The organism is Neoroseomonas alkaliterrae (genome assembly GCF_014199195.1).
Taxonomy (GTDB): domain Bacteria; phylum Pseudomonadota; class Alphaproteobacteria; order Acetobacterales; family Acetobacteraceae; genus Neoroseomonas; species Neoroseomonas alkaliterrae.
In genome coordinates, this window is sequence record NZ_JACIJE010000002.1 from 192393 (window position 1) to 216268 (window position 23876).

The 23876-nt window shown below is 70.9% G+C and carries 25 protein-coding genes and 1 tRNA gene; 19 read left to right on the top strand and 7 right to left on the bottom strand.

All coding sequences use genetic code 11. From position 1 onward, the window contains the following. The first annotated feature begins 44 nt into the window (after nucleotides 1–44). From FHS88_RS04280 to FHS88_RS04310, 7 genes are all read left to right on the top strand, one after another. Nucleotides 45–998, top strand: coding sequence for a carbohydrate ABC transporter permease (locus FHS88_RS04280; RefSeq protein WP_184481664.1), 954 nt, complete (start codon nucleotides 45–47; stop codon nucleotides 996–998). Then, on the top strand, nucleotides 991–1893 hold the full coding sequence (locus tag FHS88_RS04285; protein ID WP_184481666.1) for a carbohydrate ABC transporter permease: 903 nt from the start codon (nucleotides 991–993) through the stop codon (nucleotides 1891–1893). The genes FHS88_RS04280 and FHS88_RS04285 overlap by 8 nt, the downstream gene beginning before the upstream one ends. Nucleotides 1894–1918: 25 nt before the next feature. Next, nucleotides 1919–2962, top strand: a complete 1044-nt coding sequence (locus FHS88_RS04290; RefSeq protein ID WP_184481668.1) for a C-terminal binding protein — start codon at nucleotides 1919–1921, stop codon at nucleotides 2960–2962. A gap of 126 nt (nucleotides 2963–3088) precedes the next feature. Beyond that, entirely contained in the window at nucleotides 3089–3493 is a 405-nt protein-coding gene (locus tag FHS88_RS04295) for a DUF3830 family protein (protein ID WP_338146433.1), read from the top strand. Nucleotides 3494–3559: 66 nt separating this feature from the next. Beyond that, nucleotides 3560–4315, top strand: a complete 756-nt coding sequence (gene cnbZ / locus FHS88_RS04300) for a 2-amino-5-chloromuconate deaminase CnbZ (protein ID WP_184481672.1) — start codon at nucleotides 3560–3562, stop codon at nucleotides 4313–4315. A gap of 301 nt (nucleotides 4316–4616) precedes the next feature. Then, nucleotides 4617–5489: a glycine-rich protein gene (locus FHS88_RS04305; RefSeq protein WP_184481674.1), complete on the top strand. Its 873-nt coding sequence runs from the start codon at nucleotides 4617–4619 to the stop codon at nucleotides 5487–5489. Beyond that, entirely contained in the window at nucleotides 5486–5602 is a 117-nt protein-coding gene (locus FHS88_RS04310; protein ID WP_184481676.1) for a PEP-CTERM sorting domain-containing protein, read from the top strand. Before FHS88_RS04305 ends, FHS88_RS04310 begins: the two co-directional genes overlap by 4 nt. 650 nt (nucleotides 5603–6252) lie before the next feature. Here the strand turns inward: FHS88_RS04310 and FHS88_RS04315 are convergent. Next, nucleotides 6253–6326 (bottom strand) — tRNA-Gln (locus FHS88_RS04315). A 156-nt stretch (nucleotides 6327–6482) separates the two neighbouring features. On the opposite strand from FHS88_RS04315, the gene FHS88_RS04320 reads away from it, so the two are divergent. Further along, nucleotides 6483–7544: a Ppx/GppA phosphatase family protein gene (locus tag FHS88_RS04320; RefSeq protein WP_338146399.1), complete on the top strand. Its 1062-nt coding sequence runs from the start codon at nucleotides 6483–6485 to the stop codon at nucleotides 7542–7544. Nucleotides 7545–7554: 10 nt separating this feature from the next. After that, the gene (locus FHS88_RS04325; protein WP_184481678.1) at nucleotides 7555–8244 is read left to right on the top strand and encodes an RlmE family RNA methyltransferase; all 690 of its coding nucleotides are present in this window, start codon (nucleotides 7555–7557) and stop codon (nucleotides 8242–8244) included. Between the two features lie 65 nt (nucleotides 8245–8309). Here the strand turns inward: FHS88_RS04325 and FHS88_RS04330 are convergent, their stop codons facing one another. After that, nucleotides 8310–9155: a hypothetical protein gene (locus FHS88_RS04330; RefSeq protein WP_184481680.1), complete on the bottom strand. Its 846-nt coding sequence runs from the start codon at nucleotides 9153–9155 to the stop codon at nucleotides 8310–8312. An 81-nt stretch (nucleotides 9156–9236) separates the two neighbouring features. On the opposite strand from FHS88_RS04330, the gene guaB reads away from it, so the two are divergent. From guaB to guaA, 5 genes are all read left to right on the top strand, one after another. Beyond that, nucleotides 9237–10742, top strand: a complete 1506-nt coding sequence (guaB, locus tag FHS88_RS04335; protein ID WP_184481682.1) for an IMP dehydrogenase — start codon at nucleotides 9237–9239, stop codon at nucleotides 10740–10742. A gap of 60 nt (nucleotides 10743–10802) precedes the next feature. Further along, entirely contained in the window at nucleotides 10803–11480 is a 678-nt protein-coding gene (locus FHS88_RS04340; RefSeq protein ID WP_184481684.1) for a haloacid dehalogenase type II, read from the top strand. Next, a complete protein-coding gene (locus FHS88_RS04345) occupies nucleotides 11477–12802 on the top strand; it encodes an RsmB/NOP family class I SAM-dependent RNA methyltransferase (RefSeq protein WP_184481686.1) in 1326 nt (441 codons plus the stop codon). Before FHS88_RS04340 ends, FHS88_RS04345 begins: the two co-directional genes overlap by 4 nt. Continuing rightward, on the top strand, nucleotides 12799–13353 hold the full coding sequence (locus FHS88_RS04350; RefSeq protein WP_184481688.1) for a GNAT family N-acetyltransferase: 555 nt from the start codon (nucleotides 12799–12801) through the stop codon (nucleotides 13351–13353). The genes FHS88_RS04345 and FHS88_RS04350 overlap by 4 nt, the downstream gene beginning before the upstream one ends. A gap of 81 nt (nucleotides 13354–13434) precedes the next feature. Then, complete coding sequence (gene guaA, locus FHS88_RS04355; protein ID WP_184481690.1) at nucleotides 13435–15015, top strand: glutamine-hydrolyzing GMP synthase; 1581 nt, start codon at nucleotides 13435–13437, stop codon at nucleotides 15013–15015. 34 nt (nucleotides 15016–15049) lie between these two features. On the opposite strand, the gene FHS88_RS04360 is transcribed toward guaA, so the two are convergent. Next, nucleotides 15050–15709 (bottom strand): glutathione S-transferase family protein, encoded by a 660-nt coding sequence (locus tag FHS88_RS04360; protein WP_184481692.1) that lies wholly within the window; start codon nucleotides 15707–15709, stop codon nucleotides 15050–15052. Nucleotides 15710–15816: 107 nt separating this feature from the next. Here FHS88_RS04360 and FHS88_RS20515 point away from each other — a divergent pair, with 107 nt between their 5' ends. Then, complete coding sequence (locus FHS88_RS20515; RefSeq protein ID WP_211842302.1) at nucleotides 15817–16173, top strand: ArsC family reductase; 357 nt, start codon at nucleotides 15817–15819, stop codon at nucleotides 16171–16173. A gap of 57 nt (nucleotides 16174–16230) precedes the next feature. Here the strand turns inward: FHS88_RS20515 and FHS88_RS04370 are convergent, their stop codons facing one another. From FHS88_RS04370 to FHS88_RS04380, 3 genes are read right to left on the bottom strand one after another with little or no spacing between them, the layout of a single operon-like run. Continuing rightward, complete coding sequence (locus FHS88_RS04370) at nucleotides 16231–16584, bottom strand: DUF1428 domain-containing protein (RefSeq protein WP_184481696.1); 354 nt, start codon at nucleotides 16582–16584, stop codon at nucleotides 16231–16233. Nucleotides 16585–16605: 21 nt separating this feature from the next. Continuing rightward, nucleotides 16606–17079 carry a VOC family protein gene (locus FHS88_RS04375; RefSeq protein WP_184481697.1) on the bottom strand — a complete coding sequence of 158 codons (474 nt, stop codon included), beginning with the start codon at nucleotides 17077–17079 and terminating at the stop codon, nucleotides 16606–16608. Further along, the gene (locus FHS88_RS04380) at nucleotides 17076–17675 is read right to left on the bottom strand and encodes a TetR/AcrR family transcriptional regulator (protein ID WP_184481699.1); all 600 of its coding nucleotides are present in this window, start codon (nucleotides 17673–17675) and stop codon (nucleotides 17076–17078) included. Before FHS88_RS04380 ends, FHS88_RS04375 begins: the two co-directional genes overlap by 4 nt. 145 nt (nucleotides 17676–17820) lie before the next feature. Between FHS88_RS04380 and FHS88_RS04385 the strand changes: the two genes are divergently transcribed. Then, nucleotides 17821–18036, top strand: coding sequence for a hypothetical protein (locus FHS88_RS04385; protein ID WP_184481701.1), 216 nt, complete (start codon nucleotides 17821–17823; stop codon nucleotides 18034–18036). Nucleotides 18037–18184: 148 nt separating this feature from the next. On the opposite strand, the gene FHS88_RS04390 is transcribed toward FHS88_RS04385, so the two are convergent. Then, nucleotides 18185–19210, bottom strand: coding sequence for a hypothetical protein (locus tag FHS88_RS04390; protein WP_184481703.1), 1026 nt, complete (start codon nucleotides 19208–19210; stop codon nucleotides 18185–18187). A gap of 120 nt (nucleotides 19211–19330) precedes the next feature. Between FHS88_RS04390 and FHS88_RS04395 the strand changes: the two genes are divergently transcribed. From FHS88_RS04395 to FHS88_RS04405, 3 genes are all read left to right on the top strand, one after another. After that, a complete protein-coding gene (locus tag FHS88_RS04395) occupies nucleotides 19331–20905 on the top strand; it encodes an ABC transporter substrate-binding protein (RefSeq protein WP_184481705.1) in 1575 nt (524 codons plus the stop codon). Nucleotides 20906–20985: 80 nt separating this feature from the next. Beyond that, a complete protein-coding gene (locus FHS88_RS04400; RefSeq protein WP_184481707.1) occupies nucleotides 20986–22557 on the top strand; it encodes an ABC transporter substrate-binding protein in 1572 nt (523 codons plus the stop codon). A gap of 18 nt (nucleotides 22558–22575) precedes the next feature. Then, a complete protein-coding gene (locus FHS88_RS04405; protein ID WP_184481709.1) occupies nucleotides 22576–23856 on the top strand; it encodes an ArgE/DapE family deacylase in 1281 nt (426 codons plus the stop codon). Nucleotides 23857–23876: the final 20 nt, after the last annotated feature.

Genomic DNA, 23876 nt, shown 5'->3' on the forward strand with positions numbered 1-23876 from the left:
GGCGGCTCCGCCAGGGGCCGCCGGCACCCCGCGAAGGAGCCACGATGTCCGCCACCGCCGCCGAGACCTGGAGGCGCCGCGCAGCCGAGCAGAACTGGCTGGTCCGGCTGTTCGACAACAAGGCCTTCCTGATCGTCATGTGCCTGCTGCCCGCGGTCGGGCTGCTGACGGTGTTCCTCACCTATCCGCTCGGCCTCGGCGTCTGGCTCGCCTTCACCGACACCACGATCGGCCAGCGCGGGGTCTTCGTGGGGCTCGAGAATTTCGAGTTCCTGTTCAGCGACCCGATCTTCTGGAACGCCGTCTTCTTCAGCGTCTTCTACACGGGCGTCGCGACGATCGGGAAGTTCGCGCTCGGTCTGTGGCTGGCGCTGCTGCTCAACAACCACCTGCCCTTCAAATCCTTCCTGCGCGCCATCATCCTGCTGCCCTGGATCGTGCCGACGGTGCTCTCGGCGATCGCCTTCTGGTGGATCTACGACCCGCAATTCTCGATCATCTCGTGGGTGCTGATCGAGCTCGGCCTGCGCGAGACGAATGTGGACTTCATCAACACCGCCTGGCCCGCGCGCTGGTCGCTGATCTGGGCCAATATCTGGCGCGGCATCCCCTTCGTCGCGATCTCGCTGCTCGCCGGTCTGCAGACCATCTCGCCCTCGCTCTACGAGGCGGCGATGCTGGACGGGGCCACAGCCTGGCAGCGCTTCCGCTACGTCACCTTCCCGATGCTGCTGCCGATCCTCGCGATCGTGATGACCTTCAGCATCATCTTCACCTTCACCGACTTCCAGCTCGTCTATGCGATCACGCGCGGCGGGCCGGTGAACTCGACCCATCTGCTCGCGACGCTCGCCTTCCAGCGCGGCATCCCGGGCGGCCAGCTCGGCGAGGGTGCCGCGATCGCGGTGTCCATGGTGCCGTTCCTCGTCTTCGCGACGCTGTTCTCCTACTTCGCGCTCGCGCGCCGGAAGTGGCAGCAGGGAGAGACCAATGACTGACGCCGCCGCCGAGGAACAGGTCCCGACCTCCCGCACCGCGCCGCCGGAGCGGCTCTCGTGGGACAGCGGCATGCGGCGCTTCGTCGTGCTGTGGCTGCCGCTCGTCTGCTTCGTCTTCATCCTGCTGTTCCCGTTCTACTGGATGACGGTGACGGCGTTCAAACCCGACGCCGAGCTCTACGACTTCCAGACGCACAACCCGTTCTGGATCAGCTCGCCAACCCTCGCGCACATCCACAAGCTGCTGTTCGAGACCGCCTATCCCTCCTGGCTGCTCACCACGATGGGTGTCGCGGTGGGCGCGACCTTCCTCTCGCTCTTCGCGAGCACGCTCGCCGCCTATGCCATCCAGCGGCTGCGCTTCACCGGCAGCCAGTATGTCGGGCTAGCGATCTACCTCGCCTATCTCGTGCCGCCCTCGATCCTCTTCATCCCGCTCGCGACCATCATCGTGCAGCTCGGGCTGTTCGACAGCCCGCTCGCGCTGATCCTGGTCTATCCGACCTTCCTCGTGCCCTTCTGCACCTGGCTGCTGATCGGATACTTCAAGTCCATCCCCTTCGAGCTCGAGGAATGCGCGCTGATCGACGGCGCGACGCGGCTGCAGATCCTGCGCCAGATCACCCTGCCGCTGGCGGTTCCGGGGCTGATCAGCGCCGGCATCTTCTCCTTCACGCTGTCGTGGAACGAGTTCATCTACGCCCTCGCCTTCATCCAGAGCAGCGAGAACAAGACGGTGCCGGTCGCGATCCTGACCGAGCTCATCACCGGCGACGTCTACCAATGGGGCGCGCTGATGGCGGGCGCGCTGCTGGGCTCGCTGCCGGTCGCGATCTTCTATTCCTTCTTCGTGGACTACTACGTCTCCTCCCTCACCGGCGCGGTGAAGGAATAGGGGCGCGCAACCAGGAGAGACACCCTTGGCGAAGTACACGATCCTCACGCCCGCCGGCGCCTCCTTCACCACCGCCGGCGGCGGCTACGAATACGAGATGGAGGCGCTCGAGGGACTCGACGCCGAGATCGTCGAATGCCCCGCCACCGAGGAAGGCTTCATCGCCGCGGCGCCGACCGCCGATGCGGTCTATGCGAAGGGCATGAAGTTCACCGCGGCGATGATCAACGCACTGACGAAGTGCCGCCACATCGCGCTCGGCACGGTCGGCGTGGACTATGTGGATGTCGCGGCGGCAACGGCGAAGGGCATCCCGGTCACCAACTGCCCCGACACCTTCATCGAGGAGGTGGCCGACCACGCGATGATGCTGCTGCTCGCGACCCATCGCCGCTGCATCGAGCAGGACCGCATGGTGCGCGAGGGCCGCTGGGCGGAGGGCCGTCCGCAGCTGTTGAAGATCCCGCGCCTGATGGGCCAGACGCTCGGCTTCATCGGCTTCGGTCGCGTCGCGCGCGCGACCGCCCGCCGCGCCAAAGCCTTCGGGCTGCACATGAAGGCCTATGATCCGTATGTGGAGGAGCTGACGCTCTCGGCGCTCGGCGTGGAGCCCGCCACGCTGTCGGAAGTCCTCTCGACCTCCGATTTCGTCTCCATGCACCTGCCCGACACGCCAGAGACGCGCGGCTTCCTCAAGGAGCGCCACTTCCGCCAGATGAAGCCCAACGCGATCTTCATTACCACCGGCCGCGGGCCGACGGTGAACGAGGCGGCGCTGATCAAGGCGCTCGAGGAGAAGTGGATCGCCGGCGCGGGCCTCGATGTCTTCGAGGTCGAGCCGACGCGCCCCGACAACCCGCTGCACCGCATGCCGCATGTCATCCTCTCGCCGCACAACGCCTCGGCCTCCTCGCGCTTCGATCCGGCGCGCAAGCGGCGGGTGGGGCAGGAACTCGCCCTCACGCTGCAGGGCAAATGGCCGATGTCCTGCGTGAACCCGACCGTGCTCGAGAAGTCCGGGCTGCGGCGCTGGCAGCCCTATGCCATGGAGCGCGGGCCGAACTCGTGACGCGCGGCGGAGGGGTGCGGCCCCTCCGCGCCTGCCCGCCGCAGGGCCGCTGGAAACCGGTTTGCCGGCGGGCGGGCAGGCGCTAGACGGAAACGGCAATCAACCGGAGCGGCAGCCTTGGCGGACGTGATCATCGACATCGGCGGCGAGATCTTCGAGGCCTTCTACGAGACCAAGGACGCGCCCAGGACGGTCGCGCGCTTCCGCACCTTCGTCCCCTACAGCAACCGCATCATCCATGTGCGCTGGTCGGGCGAGGCCTGCTGGATCCCGATGGGCGATTTCGACCTCGGCATCGGCTTCGAGAACGCCACCTCCTACCCCGCGCCCGGGCAGGTCATCGTCTATCCGGGCGGGGTCAGCGAGACCGAGATCCTGGTCGCCTATGGCCCGACCTGCTTCGCCTCCAAGGCCGGGCAGCTCGCCGGCAACCATGTGCTGACCATCCGCGAGGGGCTTGATCGCCTCGCCGTCGTCGGCCGTTCGGTGCTGTGGGACGGCGCCAAGCCGATCACCTTCCGCCCCGCCTGACGCGCCGGGGCTTGCCGCCTCCCATCCCGCCCCGCACCATCGCCCGGTGCGAGCGGGAGGGGATGCATGAGCGGGACCATCAGCGTGCCGGAGGGCGGTTTCCGCTTCATCCCGGCGGTCTATCAGTACAGCGGCGGCGTCGCGGCCGAGCCCGGCTTCACGCTCGAGCGCGTCCGCTTCGCCGAACCGGTGCCGCTGATGCAGGGCTTCGCCCGCATCGCCGAGGTGCTGGAATCCGCGGGCCGGCCCAAGGCTGCCTTCGCCGCCTGCGAGTTGCGCTCGCCCGCCCCCTTCACCGAGGAGGGTTTCGCCGCCTTCAACAGGGTCTATGGCGGCGTGCTGCAGGAATGGGGCATCTTCCGCGACGGGCGGAACCCCGTGGCCCGCAGCAATGTCTGCCCGGACATCGCCCCGCCCGCCGAGCCCTGCTTCCATGCCTTCGTGTTCACCGTGCCGGATGCCGGCGCCGCGCCGTCCTTCGCCGTGGCGGGCAGCGGCGAATCCGCGGAGGGCAAGGGCGACTACCGCAGCAACACGGTGGCGTTGGGCGATGTCTCGCCGGCCGGGATGCTCGCCAAGGCGCGCTGGGTGCTCGGGGAGATGGAGCGCCGGATGGGCCTGCTCGGCGCCGGCTGGGCGGCCACGACCGGGGTGCAGGCCTATACCGTGCACGACATCCATCCCTTCCTGGCGACGGAGATCGTGGCGCGAGGCGCGGCCCGGCACGGGCTGACCTGGCAGTTCTGCCGCCCGCCGGTGGTGGACCTGGAGTTCGAGATGGATTGCCGCGGGCTATGGCGGGAGACCGTGCTGCCGCGGTGAGGGGACGGCGTTAGGGCCGGACGTCCTTTTCCGGTTCCGAACCCGTCGGTTTCCCTGGCCGAGCCTGGGCGCATCGTCGTGCGCCCTCGGCAGGCCGCCGCGTTGATGCGGGCGGCGCGTCGGGACACCCCATGAGAGTCGCGCGCCGGGGCGGCCGAGGCACAGGCTGAACCCCTGGTGCGCGAGCGCCCACAACCATAGGTCGCATTCCTTTCACGCCTGCCCACGCGCCATGGATCTTGCCATCGTTCCGGCAGGAGATTGTATGGAGCGCTTGCGCGATAGAAGGGAGCCTCAGGGAATGACTGCCACCCGCAGCCGTGTTGCCGGATGCCTTCTCCTGGGCGTCCTCGCGGCACCCGCCGCGGCGGTGCCGATCACCTTCAGCTACACGGGCGGCTTCCAGAGCCTCACGCTGACCGAGCCGGGCGACTACCGCATCGTCGCCGCGGGCGCGGCCGGGGGCGGCCCACTGGGCGGCTTCGGCGCCCGGGCCGAGGGCATCTTCACCCTCAACGGCACCGAGACGCTCTCCATCATCGTGGGCGGGCGCGGCGATTACAGCCAGACGCTGGGCTATGCCGGCGGCGGCGGCGGCAGCTTCGTCTTCCTTCCGGGGCCCACACCCATCCCCCTCGTGGTCGGCGGCGGCGGCGGCGGGCAGGGGTATCAGCAGCCCAACCCCGCTCCGTCCTCGATCGGACGCGACGCCTCGCTCACGCCCTCCGGCACGGCGGGGAACGGCCTGCCGACCTCCACGCCCGGCACGGGCGGGGGGGGCGGGCGGCACGGCCGGCTTCGGCGGCACCATCTCGGCCAACTTCTCCAGCACGAGCCCCATCGGCCTCTCTCCGAATGCGGGCGGCGGCGGCGGCTTCTACGGTCCCGGCGAGGTGGGCCCCTTCCTCCCGAGCGTCTCCACCACCCTGAACAACACCGCGGTGAATCGGAACGGCGACGCGGCGATCGCCACGGCGCGGGGCGGGATCGGCGGCGGGGTCATCCCCGATGTGGGTTCGGCGGCGGCGGCGCGGGTGGCGGGCAGGGCTTCAACGGCGGCGGGGGCGGGGGCTTCAGCGGCGGCGGCGGCTCCTTCGTGAACGACTTCTTCGGCGGCTACATCCGAACAGCACCTCGCTCAGCCTGCTCACCGAGCGGGGCCACGGCTTCGTGACGATCGAGTTCCTCGGGCGCGGCGGCGGACAGGCGGCGGTGCCGGCCCCTGGCCGGCTCGCCATGCTGGCGGTGGCGTTGCTGGGTTTCGCGTCGGTCCGGCGCCGCGCCTGAGGCGCCGTCGCTGCGCCGTAGCAGCCGGCTCGACCGTGGCCTGGAGAGCTCGGTCGAACCGGGGTGCGCTGCGCGATTTGCCTGGGGAAGTGCGGCCGCCGCGTTATTGCGGCGATCTTCACGGCGGGCTTCCCGGTGGGTGGCTGGCTCAGGCGAGCGGATGATGGAATCGCCATGTTGGCCGTGGGTGGTGCCGTGGATCGGCCAAGTCGTCGAGCAGCGCCTCGTGGCGCTCGCCTGCGCAGCGTGCCAGTCGGTCCGGATGGCGACCTGCACGATGGCGGAGGCGATGCGGCGCGGCGCGTTCGCGCGCCATACGGCGGAAGGCGGCGTGGCCGGGGCGCGGTGTCCGGGGCCTTGCGCGTGCCCCGTGCCCACGCAGGCGAAGCGACCCCGCCGGTAGACATACGCCCACCCGTCGCCTGAAACGACGTTGATGGGCCGGGTCATGCGGTCCGGTTCGCGCTCACGGGAGGTCGGGCTGCATGCGCCCGAAGAGATATCCACGGGAATGCTGAACGAGATGTTGCACGCGCCCGGTCATCCGTGCCGTCTCCGGTCGGCGGGACGGCGGGATGTGACCCGCTGGTGTGTCCCGCTCAGGTTCGCCGGAGCAACGACCGCTGCGGATGACTGGGAATCCCGAGGGGTGGCTGGGGGACCTGGATTCGAACCAAGGCTGCCCGGGTCAGAGCCGGGAGTTCTACCGCTAAACTATCCCCCAAGCGGTGACGGCCATCGGCCGGGGTCGCGCATGTAGCATCCTCGCCCGCGCGGTTCAACACCATCCGGGGCGGCATGGAAACCGCTTGCTCCGCGCCCCACATCTCCGGATCATTCGCTACTGGCCCGCGATCTGCGCCGCCGGCCCGGACCCAGGATGACCGAGAGCACCGCACGCGACACCCCGACCAGCCCGCCCGTGATGGCGGTTTCGGCGGGCGCGCGCACCGAGCACGCGCAGGGCATCTTCGCCGCGCTTGACCTCGGGACCAACAACTGCCGCCTGCTGGTGGCCGCCCCGACCGCAACCGGCTTCCGCGTGGTGGATTCCTTCAGCCGCATCGTCCGCCTTGGCGAGGGGCTCGCGCAGACCGGGCGGCTCGCCGACAGCGCCATGGAGCGGGCGGCAACCGCCTTGCAGGCCTGCGCCGACAAGCTGATGCGCCGGCCCGTCCGGCGCTTCGAGGCGGTGGCGACCGAGGCCTGCCGGCGCGCCGCCAATGGCCGCGCCTTCCTCGCCCGGATCGCGGCCGAGACGGGGCTGCACCTGCGCGTCATCTCGGCGCGCGAGGAAGCCGAGCTCGCGATGGAATCCTGCGCCCCGCTGCTCGAGCCCGGGGACCGGCGGGCGCTGCTGTTCGACATCGGCGGCGGCAGCACCGAGATCGCCTGGATCCGCGTGCCCTGCGCGCCGGGCGCGCCGCCCGAACTGATCGGCTACCTCTCCCTCCCGCTCGGCGTCGTCACGCTCGCCGAGCGCGCGGGGCAGGACTGCTTCACCGAGCGCGGCTTCTGCGAGGTGGTCGAGGAGGTGGCCGCGCATCTGGCGGAGTTCGACCGCATCCACCGGATCGGCCAGGAGATCCGCGCGGGCGGGGTGCGGCTGATGGGCACCTCCGGCACCGTGACCACGCTCGCCGGCGTCGCGATGGCCCTGCCGCGCTACCGCCGGCCGCTGGTGGACGGCAAGACGCTCGATTGCGGCGCGGCGGACCTCGCGCTCGGGGACCTCTTCGCCCTGGGGCGGGAAGGGCTGGCGCAGCATCCCTGCGTGGGGCCCGAGCGGGTCGAGTTCGTGCTGCCGGGCTGCGCCGTCTATGCCGCGATCCGGCGGGTCTGGCCGACGCCCCGCATCACTGTGGCGGACCGCGGCCTGCGGGAAGGGATGCTGACCCGCATGATGCGCGCCGAGCGCGGGCCGCGCCGCCGCGCCCGTTGAAGGAGAGAGCATGGCGAAGAAGCCGCCGGCCGCGGGACGCGGCGTGGCGACCCGGCTGCGCACGGCCGAGGGCCGCAGCACCGCGAGCCAGCGCTGGCTGACCCGGCAGTTGAACGACCCCTATGTGCGGGCGGCGAAGGAGCGCGGCTTCCGCTCCCGCGCCGCCTTCAAGCTGCTGGAGATGGATGAGCGGCTGAAACTGCTGAAGCCGGGGATGCGGGTGGTGGACCTGGGTGCGGCGCCAGGCGGCTGGACGCAGGTGGCGGTGGAGAAGGCGGGCCCGCGCGGGCAGGTGGTCGCGATCGACATCCTGCCGATGGACCCCGTGCCGGGCGCGACGGTGCTGCAGGGCGACTTCACCGAGGAGGAGGCGGAGGCGCGGGTCATCGCGGCCATGGGCGGCAAGGCCGATCTGGTGCTGTCCGACATGGCGCCGAACACCACGGGGCACCAGGCGACGGACCACCTGCGCATCATGGCGCTGGCCGAGATCGCGCTGGACTTCGCGGGGCGCGTGCTGGCCCCCGGCGGGGCCTTCGTGGCGAAGGTGCTGCAGGGCGGGACCGAGAAGGAGATGCTGGCGGTGCTGAAGCGGGACTTCGCCACCGTGAGGCACGTGAAGCCGCCGGCGAGCCGGAAGGACAGCGCGGAGATGTATGTGGTGGGGTTGGGATTCCGCGGTAAAGGCGGCGAACCCTAGGGGGCGGGCGGAGGCGCCGGCCGCCCGGCGCCCGTGCAGAACGCGCTGCCGCGGCCCGCGGCGCGTCACCTTCGGCCCACGCCATCATCCTCGGCGACGCGCAGCATCGCCTCGCGGAAATCGCGCCCGCCCCGTGCCATGACCTCGCGCAGCGTGTTTGCCAGCAGCATCTGGTTGCCCACGACCTGGTAGCGCAGCCGTACCGTCTCCACCGCGCGCCGGTAGGCGGCATCGGAGGCGTAGGCGCGGATGGCCCGCCACGCGGCCTCGCCCGTGATCGGGCGGCTGAGGTCCACTGGCGGAGGCGCCACGCGCCGCGCCAGCGCCGCCGGATCCATCCCGAGGGTGCGGAAGGCATCCTGCGCCTCATCCCGCCTTCCGCCTGCCCGGCGCCTCCAGAGGATGAAGGCGGCCACGGCAAGCACGCCTCCGGCACCCGCGAGGTACAGTCCGAGTGCCGGGTCCATGGATCGGATCACCCTCCCGAAAGCATCCGCCTCGACCGGCGGCACATCGAGGCGCCGCCAGTAGGTCACATAGCACTGCAGCCAATCCGGCAGGCCCTCGCTGCGGAACGTCGTCGCCGGAAGGCCGCGCCGCGACGCGCTTCCCGTCTCCGCCCCATGGCGGAGGAGCAGGCTTCGCAGGGCCGGACAGGGCCCGGTCACGCCTTCCCGCACCAGCGGGAACACCGCAAGGCCACCGAGCACGATCCCCGCCATGAGCACGAGCACGCCGCAACCGGCCAGAAGCCGGGACACGGCGCCGCCGCGCGTCCCGTCCGGCAGAGCGGTCCGAAAGCCCTCCTGCGGCCGGCCCTGGTTGAGCGCTTCGAGCCGTCGCCGCCAGGGATCATGTCCGGGGTCGCTCATCGGCGGTTTGTAGCACCCATCCGCCGCGAGTTTCAGCAACACGGCCCGCCCCATGCTTGCCCTTGCCCCCGCCCCGCACTAAGGAGGGCCGCCAAGGTCGCGGATCGCGAAAGGTCCCCCATGGCTCCCGACAGCACCCCTGACACCCCCCGCATCGCCGCGCGCATGATCGAGGAGGCCTACGCCTTCGACGACGTGCTGCTGGTCCCCGCCTTCTCCACCGTGCTGCCGGCGCAGACCGACACGCGCACGCGGCTGACGCGCGAGATCGCGCTGAACATCCCGCTCGTCTCCGCGGCGATGGACACGGTGACCGAGGCGAACATGGCGATCGCCATGGCCCAGGCCGGCGGGATCGGCGTGATCCACAAGAACCTCTCGCCGGAGGAACAGGCCGCCCAGGTCCGGCAGGTCAAGAAGTTCGAATCGGGGATGGTGGTGAACCCGCTCACCGTCCACCCGGACCAGACGCTGGCCGAGGTGCGCGCCCTGCAGGATCGCCACCGCATCAGCGGCATCCCGGTGGTCGAGCGCGGCACCGGGCGGCTTGTCGGCATCATCACCAACCGCGACGTCCGCTTCGCCACCGACCCCAACCTGCGCGTCTATGAACTCATGACGCGGGAAAACCTGGTCACCGCCGGGCCGGACGTGACGCCGGACCAGGCGCGGGCGCTGCTGCACAAGCACCGCATCGAGAAGCTGCTGGTGGTGGACGACGCCTATCGCTGCGTCGGCCTCGTCACGGTCAAGGACATGGACAAGGCCCAGGCCAACCCCAACGCGGTGAAGGACGCCATGGGCCGGCTGCGCGTCGCCGCCGCGACCGGCGTGGGCGAGGACGGGATCCGCCGGGCCGAGATGCTGGTCGCCGCCGATGTGGACGTGGTGGTGGTGGACACCGCCCATGGCCATTCCCAGGGCGTGATGCGCGCGGTCGAGGCCATCAAGCGCATGTCCAACTCCGTGCAGGTGGTCGCGGGCAACATCGCGACGCCGGAGGGCGCGCTGGCGCTGATCGAGGCGGGGGCCGATGCGGTGAAGATCGGCATCGGGCCCGGCTCGATCTGCACCACGCGCATCGTGGCCGGCGTGGGCGTGCCGCAGCTTACCGCGGTGATGGAGAGTGCTGCGGCCTGCCGGGAGAAGGGCGTTCCCGCGATCGCCGATGGGGGCATCCGCTCCTCGGGGGATCTGGCCAAGGCGCTCGCGGCCGGGGCGGATTGCGCGATGATGGGCAGCGTCTTCGCCGGCACCGACGAGGCGCCGGGCGAGGTGTTCCTCTACCAGGGCCGGTCCTACAAATCCTATCGCGGCATGGGCTCGCTCGGCGCGATGGCGCGGGGCAGCGCGGACCGCTACTTCCAGGCCGAGGTGCAGGATTCGCTCAAGCTGGTGCCCGAGGGCGTGGAGGGCCGCGTCGGCTACAAGGGGCCGGTGGGCGCGGTGCTGCACCAGATGGTGGGCGGCCTGCGCGCCGCCATGGGCTACACGGGCTGCGCGACCATCGCCGAGCTGCAGCGCAATGCGCGCTTCCGCCGCATCACCGGCGCGGGCCTGCGCGAGAGCCATGTGCACGACGTCGCGGTGACGCGCGAGGCGCCGAACTACCGCGCCGATACCTGAGGGCGCTTCCGGCGCGGCGCGGGATCGGCCATCCTCGCCGGAGTGCGAAGGAAGGCCGTCATGCCCACGCCTGAAGCCGTCGTGTTCGACGCCTATGGGACGCTGCTCGATGTCAATGCCGCGATGGAGGGCCACGCGGCGCGGCTGGGCGAGCGCTGGCCGGCGCTGGCCGCGGAATGGCGGGCCAAGCAGCTCGAATACACCTGGGTGCGCAGCCTGACCGGTGCGGCGATGCACGAGGATTTCTGGCTCTGCACGCGCGATGCGCTCGCGGTGGTGCTGGCGCGGCACGGCATCGCCGACGAGGCGCTCGCCAAGGGGCTGATGGAGGCCTACCGCACCCTGCCGGCCTATCCCGAGGTGCCGGGCGTGCTCGCGGCGATCCGCGCCCGCGGCATTCCGGTCGCGATCCTGTCCAACGGCACGCCGGGCATGCTGGAGGCGGCGGTGAAGGCCGCCGGCATCGCCGGGCTGGTGGACGAGATCCTCAGCGTCGAGGAGGTCGGCGTGTTCAAGCCCGACCCGCGCGTCTACCGGCTAGCGATGCGGCAGTTCGGCTGCGAGCCGGAGGATCTGGTCTTCGTCTCGGGCAATGCCTGGGACGCCCAGGCGGCGCTCGCGGCCGAGATGCGCGTGGTGCGCGTGAACCGCACGGGCGCGCCGGACGAATACGGCCTCGCCGCGGCGGGCGTGCCGGACATCGCGGATCTTTCCGGCCTCGAAGCCCTGCTGGCGTGACGCCCGCGGCCCGTGTCGCCGCCGCGATCGAGCTGGTCGCGGCGCTCGAGGAGCAATGCTTCGCGCCCGGTGCGCGACGCCGCCCGGCCGATGCGGTGGCGAGCGACTTCTTCCGCGCGCGCCGCTTCATCGGCGGCGGCGACAGGCGCGAGGTGTCCGGGCAGGCCTGGGCGGTGGTGCGGCAGCGCATGCGCCTCGGCTGGCATCTGGCGCGCGTCGGCGTCGCGCCGACGGCGCGGCTGCTCGTGCTCGCCCGGATGCTGCTGGAGGCGGGGATGCCGCGCCAGGCGGCGGAGGCGGCCTTCGACGGCTCGCGCTATGGCCCGCCGGCGCTCGACCAGGCGGAACGGCGGGTGGCGGCGGCACTGGCCGGGCGGAGCCTGCTGGACGAGGCGATGCCCGAGGCGGTCCGGCTGAACCTGCCGGACTGGCTGCTGCCGGCCTTCGCCGCGCGCTTCGGCGACCGGCTGGCCGAGGAGGCCGCGGCGCTGGAGGCCGAGGCGCCGCTCGACCTCAGGGCCAACCTGCTCAGGACCGACCGCGACGGCGCGGCGCGCGCCCTCGCGGCCGAGGGGGTGGTCACGGTGCCGACGCCCTTCTCCCCCTGGGGCCTGCGCATACCCGAGCGGCGCCCCGTCACCGGCACCGCCGCCTACCGGGAGGGGCTGGTCGAGGTGCAGGACGAGGGCAGCCAGCTGATCGCGCTGCTCGCCGATGCGCGGCCCGGGATGCGGGTCGCGGATTACTGCGCCGGGGCGGCGGGCAAGACGCTCGCGATGGCGGCGACGATGGGCAATTGCGGGCGGATCACGGCCTGCGACACCTCGGCCCCGCGGCTGGAGGGCGCCGCCCGCCGCCTCCGGCGCGCAGGCGTGGACAATGCCGAGCGGCATCTGCTCGTGCCCGGGGACCGCTGGGCGAAGCGGCGCGCGCGCAGCTTCGACCGGGTGCTGGTGGACGCCCCCTGCACCGGGACCGGCACCTGGCGGCGCAACCCGGATGCGCGGCTGCGGACGCGGCCCGAGGACCTCGCCGAGCTTGTCGCATTGCAGCATGACATCCTGGCGAGGGCCGCAGAATTGGTGCGTCCGGGCGGGAGGCTGATCTACGCTACCTGTTCGCTGCTGCCGCAGGAGAACGAGGAGCAGATGGAACGCTTCCTGGCGCGCGGCCCCGGCTTCGCGCCGGTGCCGCTCGGAGCCCTCTGGGCCGCGCTGGTGCCCGGCGCGCCGCCGCCCTGCGCCGGGCCGTGGCTGAGCCTCTCGCCAGGCCGGCACGGGACGGACGGCTTCTTCTGCGCGGTGCTGGAGCGGGCGGCGTGATCAGCATCCGCCGCGCGCGCCCGGCCGATGCGCCGGCGATCGGGGAGATCCACGCGCAGGTGTGGCGCTCCAGCTATGCCGGCATCCTGCCCGCGGCCTATCTCGCGGGCCTCTCCGCCCCGCGGCTGGCGGGCTTCTACCAGCGCGCGGTGCTCGACCGGCGGGAGGCCCATGCGGTCTTCGTCGCGGTGGCGAACGGGCCGGAGGGGCAGGGCGTGGTGGGCTTTGCCTCGGGCGGCCGGGCGCGGCGGCCGGGCATCGCCGATGGCGAGGTCGAGACGCTTTACCTGCTCGATGACTGGCGCGAGCGCGGCGCGGGGCGGCGGCTGATGCGCGCGATGGGGGCGCATCTGCGCGCGGTGGGCTGCCGATCGGTGATGCTGTGGGTGCTCGCGGAGAATCCGTCGCGCTGGTTCTACCGGCGCCTCGGCGGGCGGGAGGCGGCGCGCGAGGCGATCCGCGTCGGCGGGCAGGAGGTGGTGCAGGCCGCCTTCGTCTGGGACCCGATCGAGAGCCTGCTCGCGGCGACCGCCCCGGCGGGGGAAAGGTAACGCTGGCCCGATCGGCGGGCGATGCGCGGCCGGGCGGATCGCGCGTCTTGCCCCCGCGGCGGCGGTATGCTTCACGCCGCCATGGCCGACCCGAATCCGAACACCGCCGCCCGGCACGAGCATGTGCTGATCCTCGACTTCGGCAGCCAGGTGACGCAGCTCATCGCGCGCCGCCTGCGGGAATCCGGGGTCTATTGCGAGATCTGGCCCTTCAACAACGCGCCCGAGGCGCGCATCCGCGCATTCGCGCCCAAGGGGATCATCCTCTCCGGCGGGCCGGCGAGCGTGACGGAGGGCGAGAGCCCGCGCGCGCCGGATTGCGTCTTCACCCTCGGCGTGCCGGTGCTCGGCATCTGCTACGGGCAGCAGACCATGGCCGCGCAGCTCGGCGGCGCGGTCGAGCCGCATGAGCACCGCGAATTCGGCCGCGCCTTCGTCGAGGTGGTGGCCGACAGCGCGCTGACCAGGGGCGTCTGGGCGCCCGGCGCGCGCGAGCAGGTCTGGATGAGCCACGGCGACCGGGTGACGCGACTGCCCGAGGGCTTCCGCCCGGTCGCCGTCAGCGAGGGCGCGCCCTTCGCCGCCATCGCCGACGATGCGCGCCACTTCTACGGCGTGCAGTTCCACCCCGAGGTGGTGCACACGCCGCATGGCGCCGCGCTGCTGAAGAACTTCACCCACGGCATCTGCGGCTGCTCCGGCGACTGGACGATGGGCGCCTTCCGCGCCGAGATGATCGCGCGCATCCGCGCCCAGGTCGGCAAGGGGCGTGTGGTCTGCGGGCTCTCGGGCGGCGTGGATTCCTCGGTCGCGGCGGTGCTGATCCATGAGGCGATCGGCGACCAGCTCACCTGCATCTTCGTGGACCACGGGCTGATGCGCGCGGGCGAGGCGGAGCAGGTCGTCCGTACCTTCCGCGACCGCTTCAACATCCGCCTGGTGCATCGCGACGCCTCGGACCTGTTCCTCGGCCAGTTGAGCGGCGTGACGGACCCGGAGGTGAAGCGCAAGACCATCGGGCGGCTGTTCATCGAGGTGTTCGAGGAGGAGCAGAACAAGCTCGGCGGCGCGGATTTCCTCGCCCAGGGCACGTTGTATCCGGACGTGATCGAGAGCGTCTCCGCCACCGGCGGCCCCTCCGTCACCATCAAGTCGCACCACAATGTCGGCGGCCTGCCGGAAGGGATGCGCATGCGCCTCGTCGAGCCGCTGCGCGAATTGTTCAAGGACGAGGTGCGGGAACTGGGGCGCGAACTCGGCATCCCCGAGGAGATCGTCGGCCGCCATCCCTTCCCGGGGCCGGGGCTTGCCATCCGCATCCCCGGCGAGGTGACGCGCGAGAAGGCGGACCTGCTGCGCAAGGTGGACACGATCTTTCTCGAGGAGATCCGCAACGCCGGCCTCTACGACGCGATCTGGCAGGCCTTCGCGGTGCTGCTGCCGGTCCGCACCGTGGGCGTGATGGGCGATGGCCGCACCTACGACCAGGCCTGCGCCCTGCGGGCGGTGACGAGCACCGACGGCATGACGGCGGACGTCTACCCCTTCGACATGGGCTTCCTGACGCGCACGGCGAACCGCATCGTCAACGAGGTGCGCGGCATCAACCGCGTGACCTACGACATCACCTCGAAGCCGCCCGGCACGATCGAGTGGGAGTGAGGCGGCGCGCGGCCGCGCCTTCCGCCGCGCGGCATCAATCCCGGTCCGGCGCGCCGAGCGGAAAGTAGTGCCGGTAGGGCCGCGCCGCCTCCACCACGCGGGCGAAGGAAGGCCGCGCGAGGAGCCGCGCGCGATAGGCGCGCAGCGCGCCATGGGCCTCGGGGATGGGATGGACCCAGTCGGCGTAGAAGAGGGCCGGCGCGGCGGCGCAATCGGCCAGGGTGAACTCCTCACCCGCCGCCCAGTCTCTTGCCGCGAGTTGCCCATCGAGCCAGGCATAGGCGCGACCAAGGCGCTCGCGCGCGATGGCAAGGCCCGCCTCGGTCGGCATCGGCAGACGGCCGATCGCCGCCTCCACGGCGACCTGCATCGATTCCATCACATGGAGGTCGAAGAAGCGGTCGAGGAAGCGCACCTCCAGCGCCGCCGCGGGCTCGGCCGGCAGGAGGCGCACGGGACCGGGATGGGCGATGGTGAGGTGCTCGATGATGATGCTGGACTCGGCAATGGCGCGGTCGCCGTCGAGCAGCAGCGGGAACTTGCCCAAGGGCCACAGCCGCATCCATTCGGCCGCGTGCTCCGGAAAGGCCGGTTCGAGTTCGCGGAATGCGAAGGGCGTGGCGTTCTCGTGGAGCGCGACCAGCACCTTCTGCGTGTAGGAGGAGAAGGGGTGGCCGTAGAGCGCGAGCGTCATCGCGGGTTCCTTCGCGGTCAGGGGATGGTTGCGTGGGTCGCGGCGCGGATGGACGACGGGCGGGGCCTCGGCCAGGATCGCCGCCGCATCGCGCCGGAGAAACCGCCTTGCCCGCCACCGTCACCATCCACGGCATCCGCAACTGCGACACGATGAAGAAGGCCCGGGCCTGGCTCGACGCGCGCGGCGTGCCCTACGCCTTCCACGACTACAAGGCCGCGGGGATCGACCGCGCGATGCTGGAGGCATGGGTGCGCCGCCTGGGCTGGGAGGCGCTGCTGAACCGCGCCGGCACCACCTTCCGCAAGCTCCCCGATGCCGAGAAGCAGGGGCTGACGGAAGCGCGCGCCATCGCGCTGATGCTGGCGCAGCCCTCGCTCATCAAGCGGCCGGTCCTGACGGCGGGCGAGACGATCCTGGTCGGCTTCGACCCCGCCCGCTACGCGGCCGCATTCGGCGGCTGAGCGCGCGCCGGCGGCGATCGCCTCCGGCGCGCGGAGATGCGGCGCGGGCACCAGCCGTCAGGCTTCGAGCAGCACGGCGAAGCCGCCGTAGATCATCCGCCTGCCGTCGAAGGGCATGCTGGCCGGGTCCATCTTCATGCGCGGGTCGGCCATGATCCGCTTCCAGCCCTCGTCGCGGGCCTCCTTCGAAGGCCAAGTCATCCAGGAAAAGACGACCGTCTCGTCCTCCGCCTGCTGCACGGCCATGCGGAAGGAGGTGAGCTTCCCCTCGGGCACGTCGTCGCCCCAGCATTCGACCATGCCGGTCATGCCGTGTTCCTTGAGCAGCGGCACCATCGCCTCGGCATGGCGGCGGTACTCCTCTTTCCTCGCATTCGGCACGGCGAGCACGAAGCCGTCGATGTAGGCCATGATGCCTCCTCCCTGATCGGTTCAGTCTGCGTGGAACGCGGCCTCGAGCGCGGCGGCGTCGATCTTCACCATCCGCATCAGCGCGGCCATGACGCGACCGCGCTGCGCGGCGTCGCCCGCCTGCATCAGCCGGGGCAGGGCCTCGGGCACCACCTGCCAGGCAACGCCGAAGCGGTCCTTCAGCCAGCCGCAGGCCTGCGCCTCGCCGCCTTCGAGCAGGGCGGACCAGACGCGGTCCAGTTCCTCCTGCCCGTCGCAACTCACCACCAGCGAGACGCCGTTGGTGAAGCCGGGCGGGGGCGCCGCGTTGAAGGCGAGCACGGGCGCGCCGGCGAGGGTGAAGGTGACCATCATCACCTCGTCCTCCGTGCCCGGAACGCCGGAGGGCCGCCTGATCACCTCGCCGATCGCGGAGCCGGGAATGGCCGCGCAGTAGTGGCGCGCCGCCGCCTCCGCCTCGGTCGCGAACCACAGGCAGGTGGAAAGCGCGGTCATGCGTCATGCTCCCGGAACAGCATCGCCACGTAGCGGCGCAGATGGCGCAGGCTCTCGGCCGCCGCCTCCGGGCCGCCTTCGGCCTTGGCCAGAACGAAGGCGCCCTGAATCACCGCCATGACGTGCTGCGCGAGGCTCCCGGGCGTGAAGCCCGTGACGCCGCGCGCGGCCATGGCCGCGGCGATCTCTTCCTGCAGCGGCGCAAGATGGTCTCGGATGCCGGCCTCGCAGGCGGTGCGCAGCGCGGGATGGGTGGCGTGGACCTCCTGCACCATCGTGCCGATCAGGCAGGTGAAGTGCGGCACATCGCCGCGCAGCAGGCGGATGCGGACATCGATGTAGGCGAGGACGCGATCCAGCGGGTCCGCGTGGTCGCGCCAGCCGGACCGCGCGAAGATCCCGTCGAGCCATTCGATGAACCGCGCCGCGGCGGCGATGCCGAGGTCCTCCTTGGTGCGGAAGTGATGGAAGAAGGCGCCCTTGGTCACGCCGGCGGCGGTGCAGAGCTCATCCACCGAGGTGGCGGCGTAGCCGCGCGCGCGGATCTGGCCGATGGCGGCGTCGAGCAGACGCTGACGGGCTTCTCCGCGGGACATTTTGCATTGATACCAACCGGTCGGTATGTCCGCAAGCCCGATCTTTGTGCGACTGTCAATTTTGGGAGACGCTTAAACACGACAGTTCTTCTTGACTGCCCGACCCGCCGGCGGGAGGTTCGCTCACCCGCGCAGGAGGAACGCCATGGCCGGCACCGGCAGCGGCGCGCGCCGCAACCCCGTCAGCATCAAGGGGCAACTCGTGAGCATGAGCATCCTCGGCAGCGCCGTGGTGCTCTGCATCTTCCTCGAAAACTTCCGCGTGGCGGCGTGGCTGCCCTATGTGCTGCACATCCTGGGGGGCGCCCTGGTGCTGGCGGTGGCGATCCCGCATTTCTTCTTCCGCCGGCCGGTGGAGTAGCTTCGGCGCTCAGAACCAGTTTCGTCCGAACCGACGGCGGAAAGCTTCGGATCGGCACGCCGACCGCTTCATCGAGGTCCAGATCCTCGGGCACGACGCCTCCGACACCTAACGGAGCCGCATGTGTGTTGTTTTCTCCCGCCACTCGTCAGACGTAGGCACGGTCGGACGGCGCGTGCCTGTAGTCACCCGTGACGCCTGCCAGCCGGAAACCTATGCCCACCGGGATCTGCTCGTTCTTGTCCTTGCCGGGGGAGACGACCATGGTCCCGCGCACCATCAGGGCTGCACTGTCGCTGCCGTCCATGAAGGCGCCCTCGTCGAACCCTGCCGCAGCCAGCTTCTCGGCAATCACCGCGAGTTCGACGCCGGTCGCGGCGGCATCCTGGACCGCACCCACAAGCAGGCAATGGCGGCGTTCGTGGTAGGCGATGAAGGACTTCCCGCATCGAGGGCCGCGCGCCTCGTCGAAAGCGCGCAATGTCGCGTTGCTGCGCTGAGTGAGTTTCGCGGTGCTCCGGGGATCCGGCTCGCCATAGGCGGGATAGAGATTGCCTTGCGCGTCCACGTATCCCTCGAACGGCTTTCCCCGGGCCGCGCGTGCTTCAATCACCGTACGGTGCGCAGGATTGTTCGGGTCCAGTTCCCTCAGACGGTCTTGGATGTCGTATCGGTTTTCCAAGCCATAGCGAAGGTCGTTGACAAGAAGCGGTCCCACGCCGCCAACCGCGGTTTGGGTGACCCCGTCTATCGGTGGGTTCCCCTTGCGGACGACATAGTTCGGCTTGAGGCCGGAGACGCCGATCTCGTTGCGTTGGGCGATGTAGAATGATTCCGGTCGGCTGTCGCCTGCGACGACTGCCCCTGCCACGACGATCTGGCCCTCGGGCCGCACGTTCGAGGCATCCAACGAACTGCCGAGCGTGTAGGACCAAACCTTGTACACCTTGTCCATGGCGTAGAAGTTTCCGTTGACGACAGCCTCGCAAAGCTTGCCCTCCCGCGCCAGCGCATCGGAGAACAGTTCGCTTCCCTTGCGCAGGATGACCACCATCTCGCACGTGCCCGAGATCAGCGTATAGGCGAGGTCGCCGTCCCGGCGGACGTCGCCATAAGGGAGAAGGCCGTCCGTCGCCCAGAAGTCGGCCCCATCCCTCGCGGATAGAAGTCCCATGCCACCGCTCCAATCGCCCGGCGTTCGCCCTTTTCTCGCATAGTGGCCCAGGCGTTGCGCTTGACGCCACAGCGCCGAAAGGACGACGCTTGGTGTTCTAGGCAGGTGGAGGCAATCGCAATGTCTGCTTACCTTCGGAGGGGGGTGGTTGCCGCCATCCTCGGCGCCCTTTTCGCCGGCCCTGCCCTCGCGCAGCGCACGCTGACCATCGGCGCCTCCTCCGCGCCCACGGGCATGGACCCGCACTACCATTCCTCGAACATGAACAACGCGCAGCTGCGCCAGGTGTTCAACACGCTGATCGACCTCGATTCCCGGCAGCGCTTCGTGGCCGTGCTCGCCGAATCCTGGCGCGCGGTGGACGACCGGACCTGGGAGTTCCGCCTGCGCGAGGGCGTGCGCTTCCATGACGGCACGCCCTTCACCGCCGAGGATGTGGCCTTCTCCTACGCCCGCGTGCCCACCGTGCCGAACAGCCCCGGCCCCTTCACCCCGGCGGTGCGCCTGATCGAGCGCGTGGAGGTGCTGGACCCGCGCACGGTCCGCTTCATCACGCGCGAGCCGCATCCCTTCCTCGAGCACGACATCGCGGCGGTCTTCATCCTCTCCCGCACCATCCATGCGAATGCGACGCTCGCCGACTTCAACGCCGGCCGGGCGATGATCGGCACCGGCGCCTATCGCCACGTCTCCTACCAGATCGGCGAGCGGCAGGAGGTGGTGCGCAACCCTGATTTCTGGGGCCCTGCGCAGCCATGGGAGCGCGTGGTGACGCGCGTCATCGCCAATGCCGGCGCGCGCTCGGCGGCCCTGCTCTCGGGCGACGTGGACCTCATCGACACCGTGCCCAGCCAGGACGTGCCGCGGCTCGAGCGCGAGCCGCGCATCGCCGTCTTCGGCATCGAGGCCAACACCACCTCCTACCTCTTCCCCGACGCGGTCAGGGAGACGACGCCGCACGCGACGGACAAGCAGGGCCGGCCGCTGCCGCGCAACCCGCTCGCGGATCTGCGTGTGCGCCAGGCGCTCTCGCTCGCCATCAACCGCCAGGGCATCGTGGAGCGGCTTCTGCAGGGCCAGGGGCGCGCCGCCGACCAGTTCGCCGCCCCCGCCCTGCAGGGCCGCGCGCCGGACCTGCCGCCGCTGCCGCACGACCCCGACCGCGCGCGCCGGCTGCTCGCCGAGGCCGGCTATCCGGACGGCTTCCGCCTGACCATCCACAGCCCGAATGGCTGGTTCGCCGGCGATTCCGAGGTGATGCAGGCGATCGCCCAGGGCTGGACCCGCATCGGCGTCGAGACGCGCGTCGAGGTGCTGCCCCCGGCCAACCTGTTCAGCCGCGCGACCAACCGCGAGTTCTCGGTCTTCATGACCACCTTCACCGCCAACTATGCGGCCAACATGCTGCGGCAGGTGGTGATGACGCGCGACCCGGAGCGCGGCACCGGCCCCTTCAACCGCCAGCGCTGGTCGTCGCCGCGCATGGACGAGCTCGTCGCCCGCGCGATGGTCACGATGGACACGGCGCAGCGCAACGCCATCACCGCCGAGGCGATGCGGATCGCGACCGAGGAACTCGGCGTCATCCCCATCCACTTCCTGCGCCTGACCTGGGCCACCCAGAGGGCGCGGGTGCGCTACGAGCCCGACCCTCGCTGGTACACCAACGCGCTGCTCGCGCACCCCGCGAACTGATGACTTGACCGCGCCCGACCGGGCGGTCGAGGCTTCCCGCGACGGCCGGCCCGAGACCGCGCCGCACGGGAGGAAATGGAATGGCCAAGGGGATGGCTGGCGCCGCTCTGGCGGCGCTGATGCTCGCGGGTGCGCCGGCGGCGGCGCAGCGGACGCTGACCATGGCGGTGCAGACGCCGCCCTCCGCGCTTGATCCGCACTACCACAACACCACCAACAACACGATGATGCTCATGCAGATCTATGAGCGTCTGTTCGAGCTCGACAACAAGGCGGTGCCGCAGCCGCGGCTCGCGGAATCCATGCGCGCCATCGACGACCGCACCTGGGAGATCAGGCTGCGCCAGGGCGTGCGCTTCCATGACGGCACGCCGCTCGAGGCGGAGGACATCCCCTACACCTTCGCCCGCATCCCGACCGTGCCGAACAGCCCCGCCCTCTATACCCCGGCCGTGCGCACCATCAGCCGCATCGAGATCGTGAATCCCTCCACCATCCGGCTTCACACGCACGAGCCCAACCCGCTGATGCATTTCGACATGGCGGCGCCCTTCATCCTCTCGCGCCGCATCCACGGGCCGAATCCGGCCACGAGCGACTTCACCTCCGGCCGGCTGGCGATCGGCACCGGCCCCTATCGCCTGGTCTCCTTCGCGCAGAACGAGCGGCTCGAGATCCGCCGCAACGAGACCTACTGGGGACCGGCGGAGCCGTGGGAGCGCGTGACGGTGCGCTTCATCCCGCAGGCCGCGGCGCGCACCGCGGCGCTGCTTGCCGGCGAGGTGGACCTGATCGACTACGTGCCGGTGCAGGATGTCGAGAACCTGCGCCGCGACCCGCGCTTCGCGCTGTTCGAGGTGGACAGCGTGACCTTCGTCTATCTGTTCCCGGATTCGATGCGCGACACCTCGCCCTTCGTCGCGGACCGCGCGGGCAACCCGCTGCCGCGCAACCCGCTCGCCGACCGGCGCGTACGGGAGGCGCTCTCGCTCGCCATCAACCGGGAGGCCATCGCGACGCGGCTCTACCAGGGCCTCGCCGCGCCGGCGGACCAGTTCGCCGCGCCCATCGCCGAGCATCGCCTGCCGACGCAGGGGCCGCTGCCGCACGACCTCGCGCGCGCCCGCGCCCTGCTCGCCGAGGCCGGCTACCCGGACGGCTTCCGCCTGACCATCCACGGACCGAACGGCTTCTTCCCCTCGGACCAGGCGCTGCTGCAGGCGCTGGCGCAGCAGTTCACGCGCGCTGGCGTCGAGACCACGGTGCAGGCGCTGCCCCCGGCCAACCTGTTCACGCGCGCCACGAACCGCGAGTTCTCGCTGTTCATGACCTACTTCTCCTCCTTCCTCACCATCAACCCGCTGCGCCAGGTGGTGGCGACGCGCAACCCGGAGGCGGGGCTCGGCCCGTTCAACCGGCAGCGCTACTCGAACCCCGCGATCGACGAGCCGCTGCGCGAGGCGCTGATCACCATGGACCCCGAGCGCCGGCAGGTGCTCACGCACCAGGCCGCGCGCGCCCTGCTCGAGGACAAGGGCGTGCTGCCCGTGATCTTCCTGCGCAACACATGGGCTGGTCGCCGCGACAGGGTCGTCTACGATCCCTCCCCGCTCAACCATACCTCGGCGGTGCATGCGCGCCCGCCGGGGTAAGCCCGGAGGAATGCCTGCATGCCCGACGCCGAAGCCCGCGACCGCATCTTCGCCGCCATAGACGCGGGCTTCGACAAGCAGGTCGCCTTCCTGCAGGATCTCGTGCGCTTCCCCTCGCTTCGCGGGCGGGAGGCGCCGCTGCAGGACTGGTTCGCCCGCCAGATGGCGGCGCGCGGCTATGCCGTGGACCGCTTCACCCTCGCCGACGTGCCCGAGCACCCGAAGATGGCGCCGATGGTCGGCGTGGACCCGGCAGGCTCGGTGCAGGTGGTCGCGGCGCACCGGCCGGCCAACCCGGCCGGGCGCAGCCTGATCCTGCAGGGCCATATCGACGTGGTGCCCGAGGGGCCGCACGAGATGTGGACGCACCCGCCCTACGCCGCGGTGATCCGCGATGGCTGGATGTATGGCCGTGGCGCGCACGACATGAAGGCCGGCGTCGCCTGCATGGTCTTCGCGATGGATGCGATCCGCGCCGCCGGCCTCGAACCCGCCGCCGACGTCTACATCGAGACGGTGACGGAGGAGGAGAGCACCGGCAACGGCGCGCTGGCCACGCTGCTGCGCGGCTACCGCGCCGATGCCGCGCTGATCCCCGAGCCCACCGGCCACACCATCACCCGTGCACAGACCGGCACCATCTGGTTCCGCCTGCGCGTGCGCGGCGTGCCGGTGCATGTCGCGGTGGCGCAGGACGGCACGAATGCCATCATGTCCGCCTATGCGCTGATCAACGCGCTCTACGAGCACACGAAGGCGCTGAACGCCGCCGCGCGCGACAATCCCTGGTATGCGGGCATCAAGGACCCGATCAAGTTCAACCCCGGCATCATCCGCGGCGGCGACTGGGCATCCAGCACGCCCGCCTGGTGCGAGGTGGATTGCCGCATCGGCCTCGTGCCCGGCACCACGCCCGAGGAAGCGATGGCCGGCATCGAGGCCTGCGTGAAGGAAGCGGCGAAGGGCGATTCCTTCATGGCCAACAACCCGCCCGAGATCGTCTGGACCGGCTTCAGGACCGATCCCTATGTGCTCGAGCCCGGCAGCGAGGCGGAGGCGGTGCTCGCCGCCGCCCATGCCTCGGTCCATGGCGGCGAGATGCCGGAGCGGCGCACCACGGCGGTGAACGACACGCGCTACTACGGCCTTTATTTCGGCATCCCCGGCCTCTGCTACGGGCCGAAGGGGGAGGTTGCGCACGGTTTCGACGAACGCACCTCGATCGAGGACCTGCGCACCTGCACGCGCACCATCGCGACCTTCATCGGCGACTGGTGCGGGCTCCGCCCGCGCGGCTGAGCCATCCAGGACCATCAGGA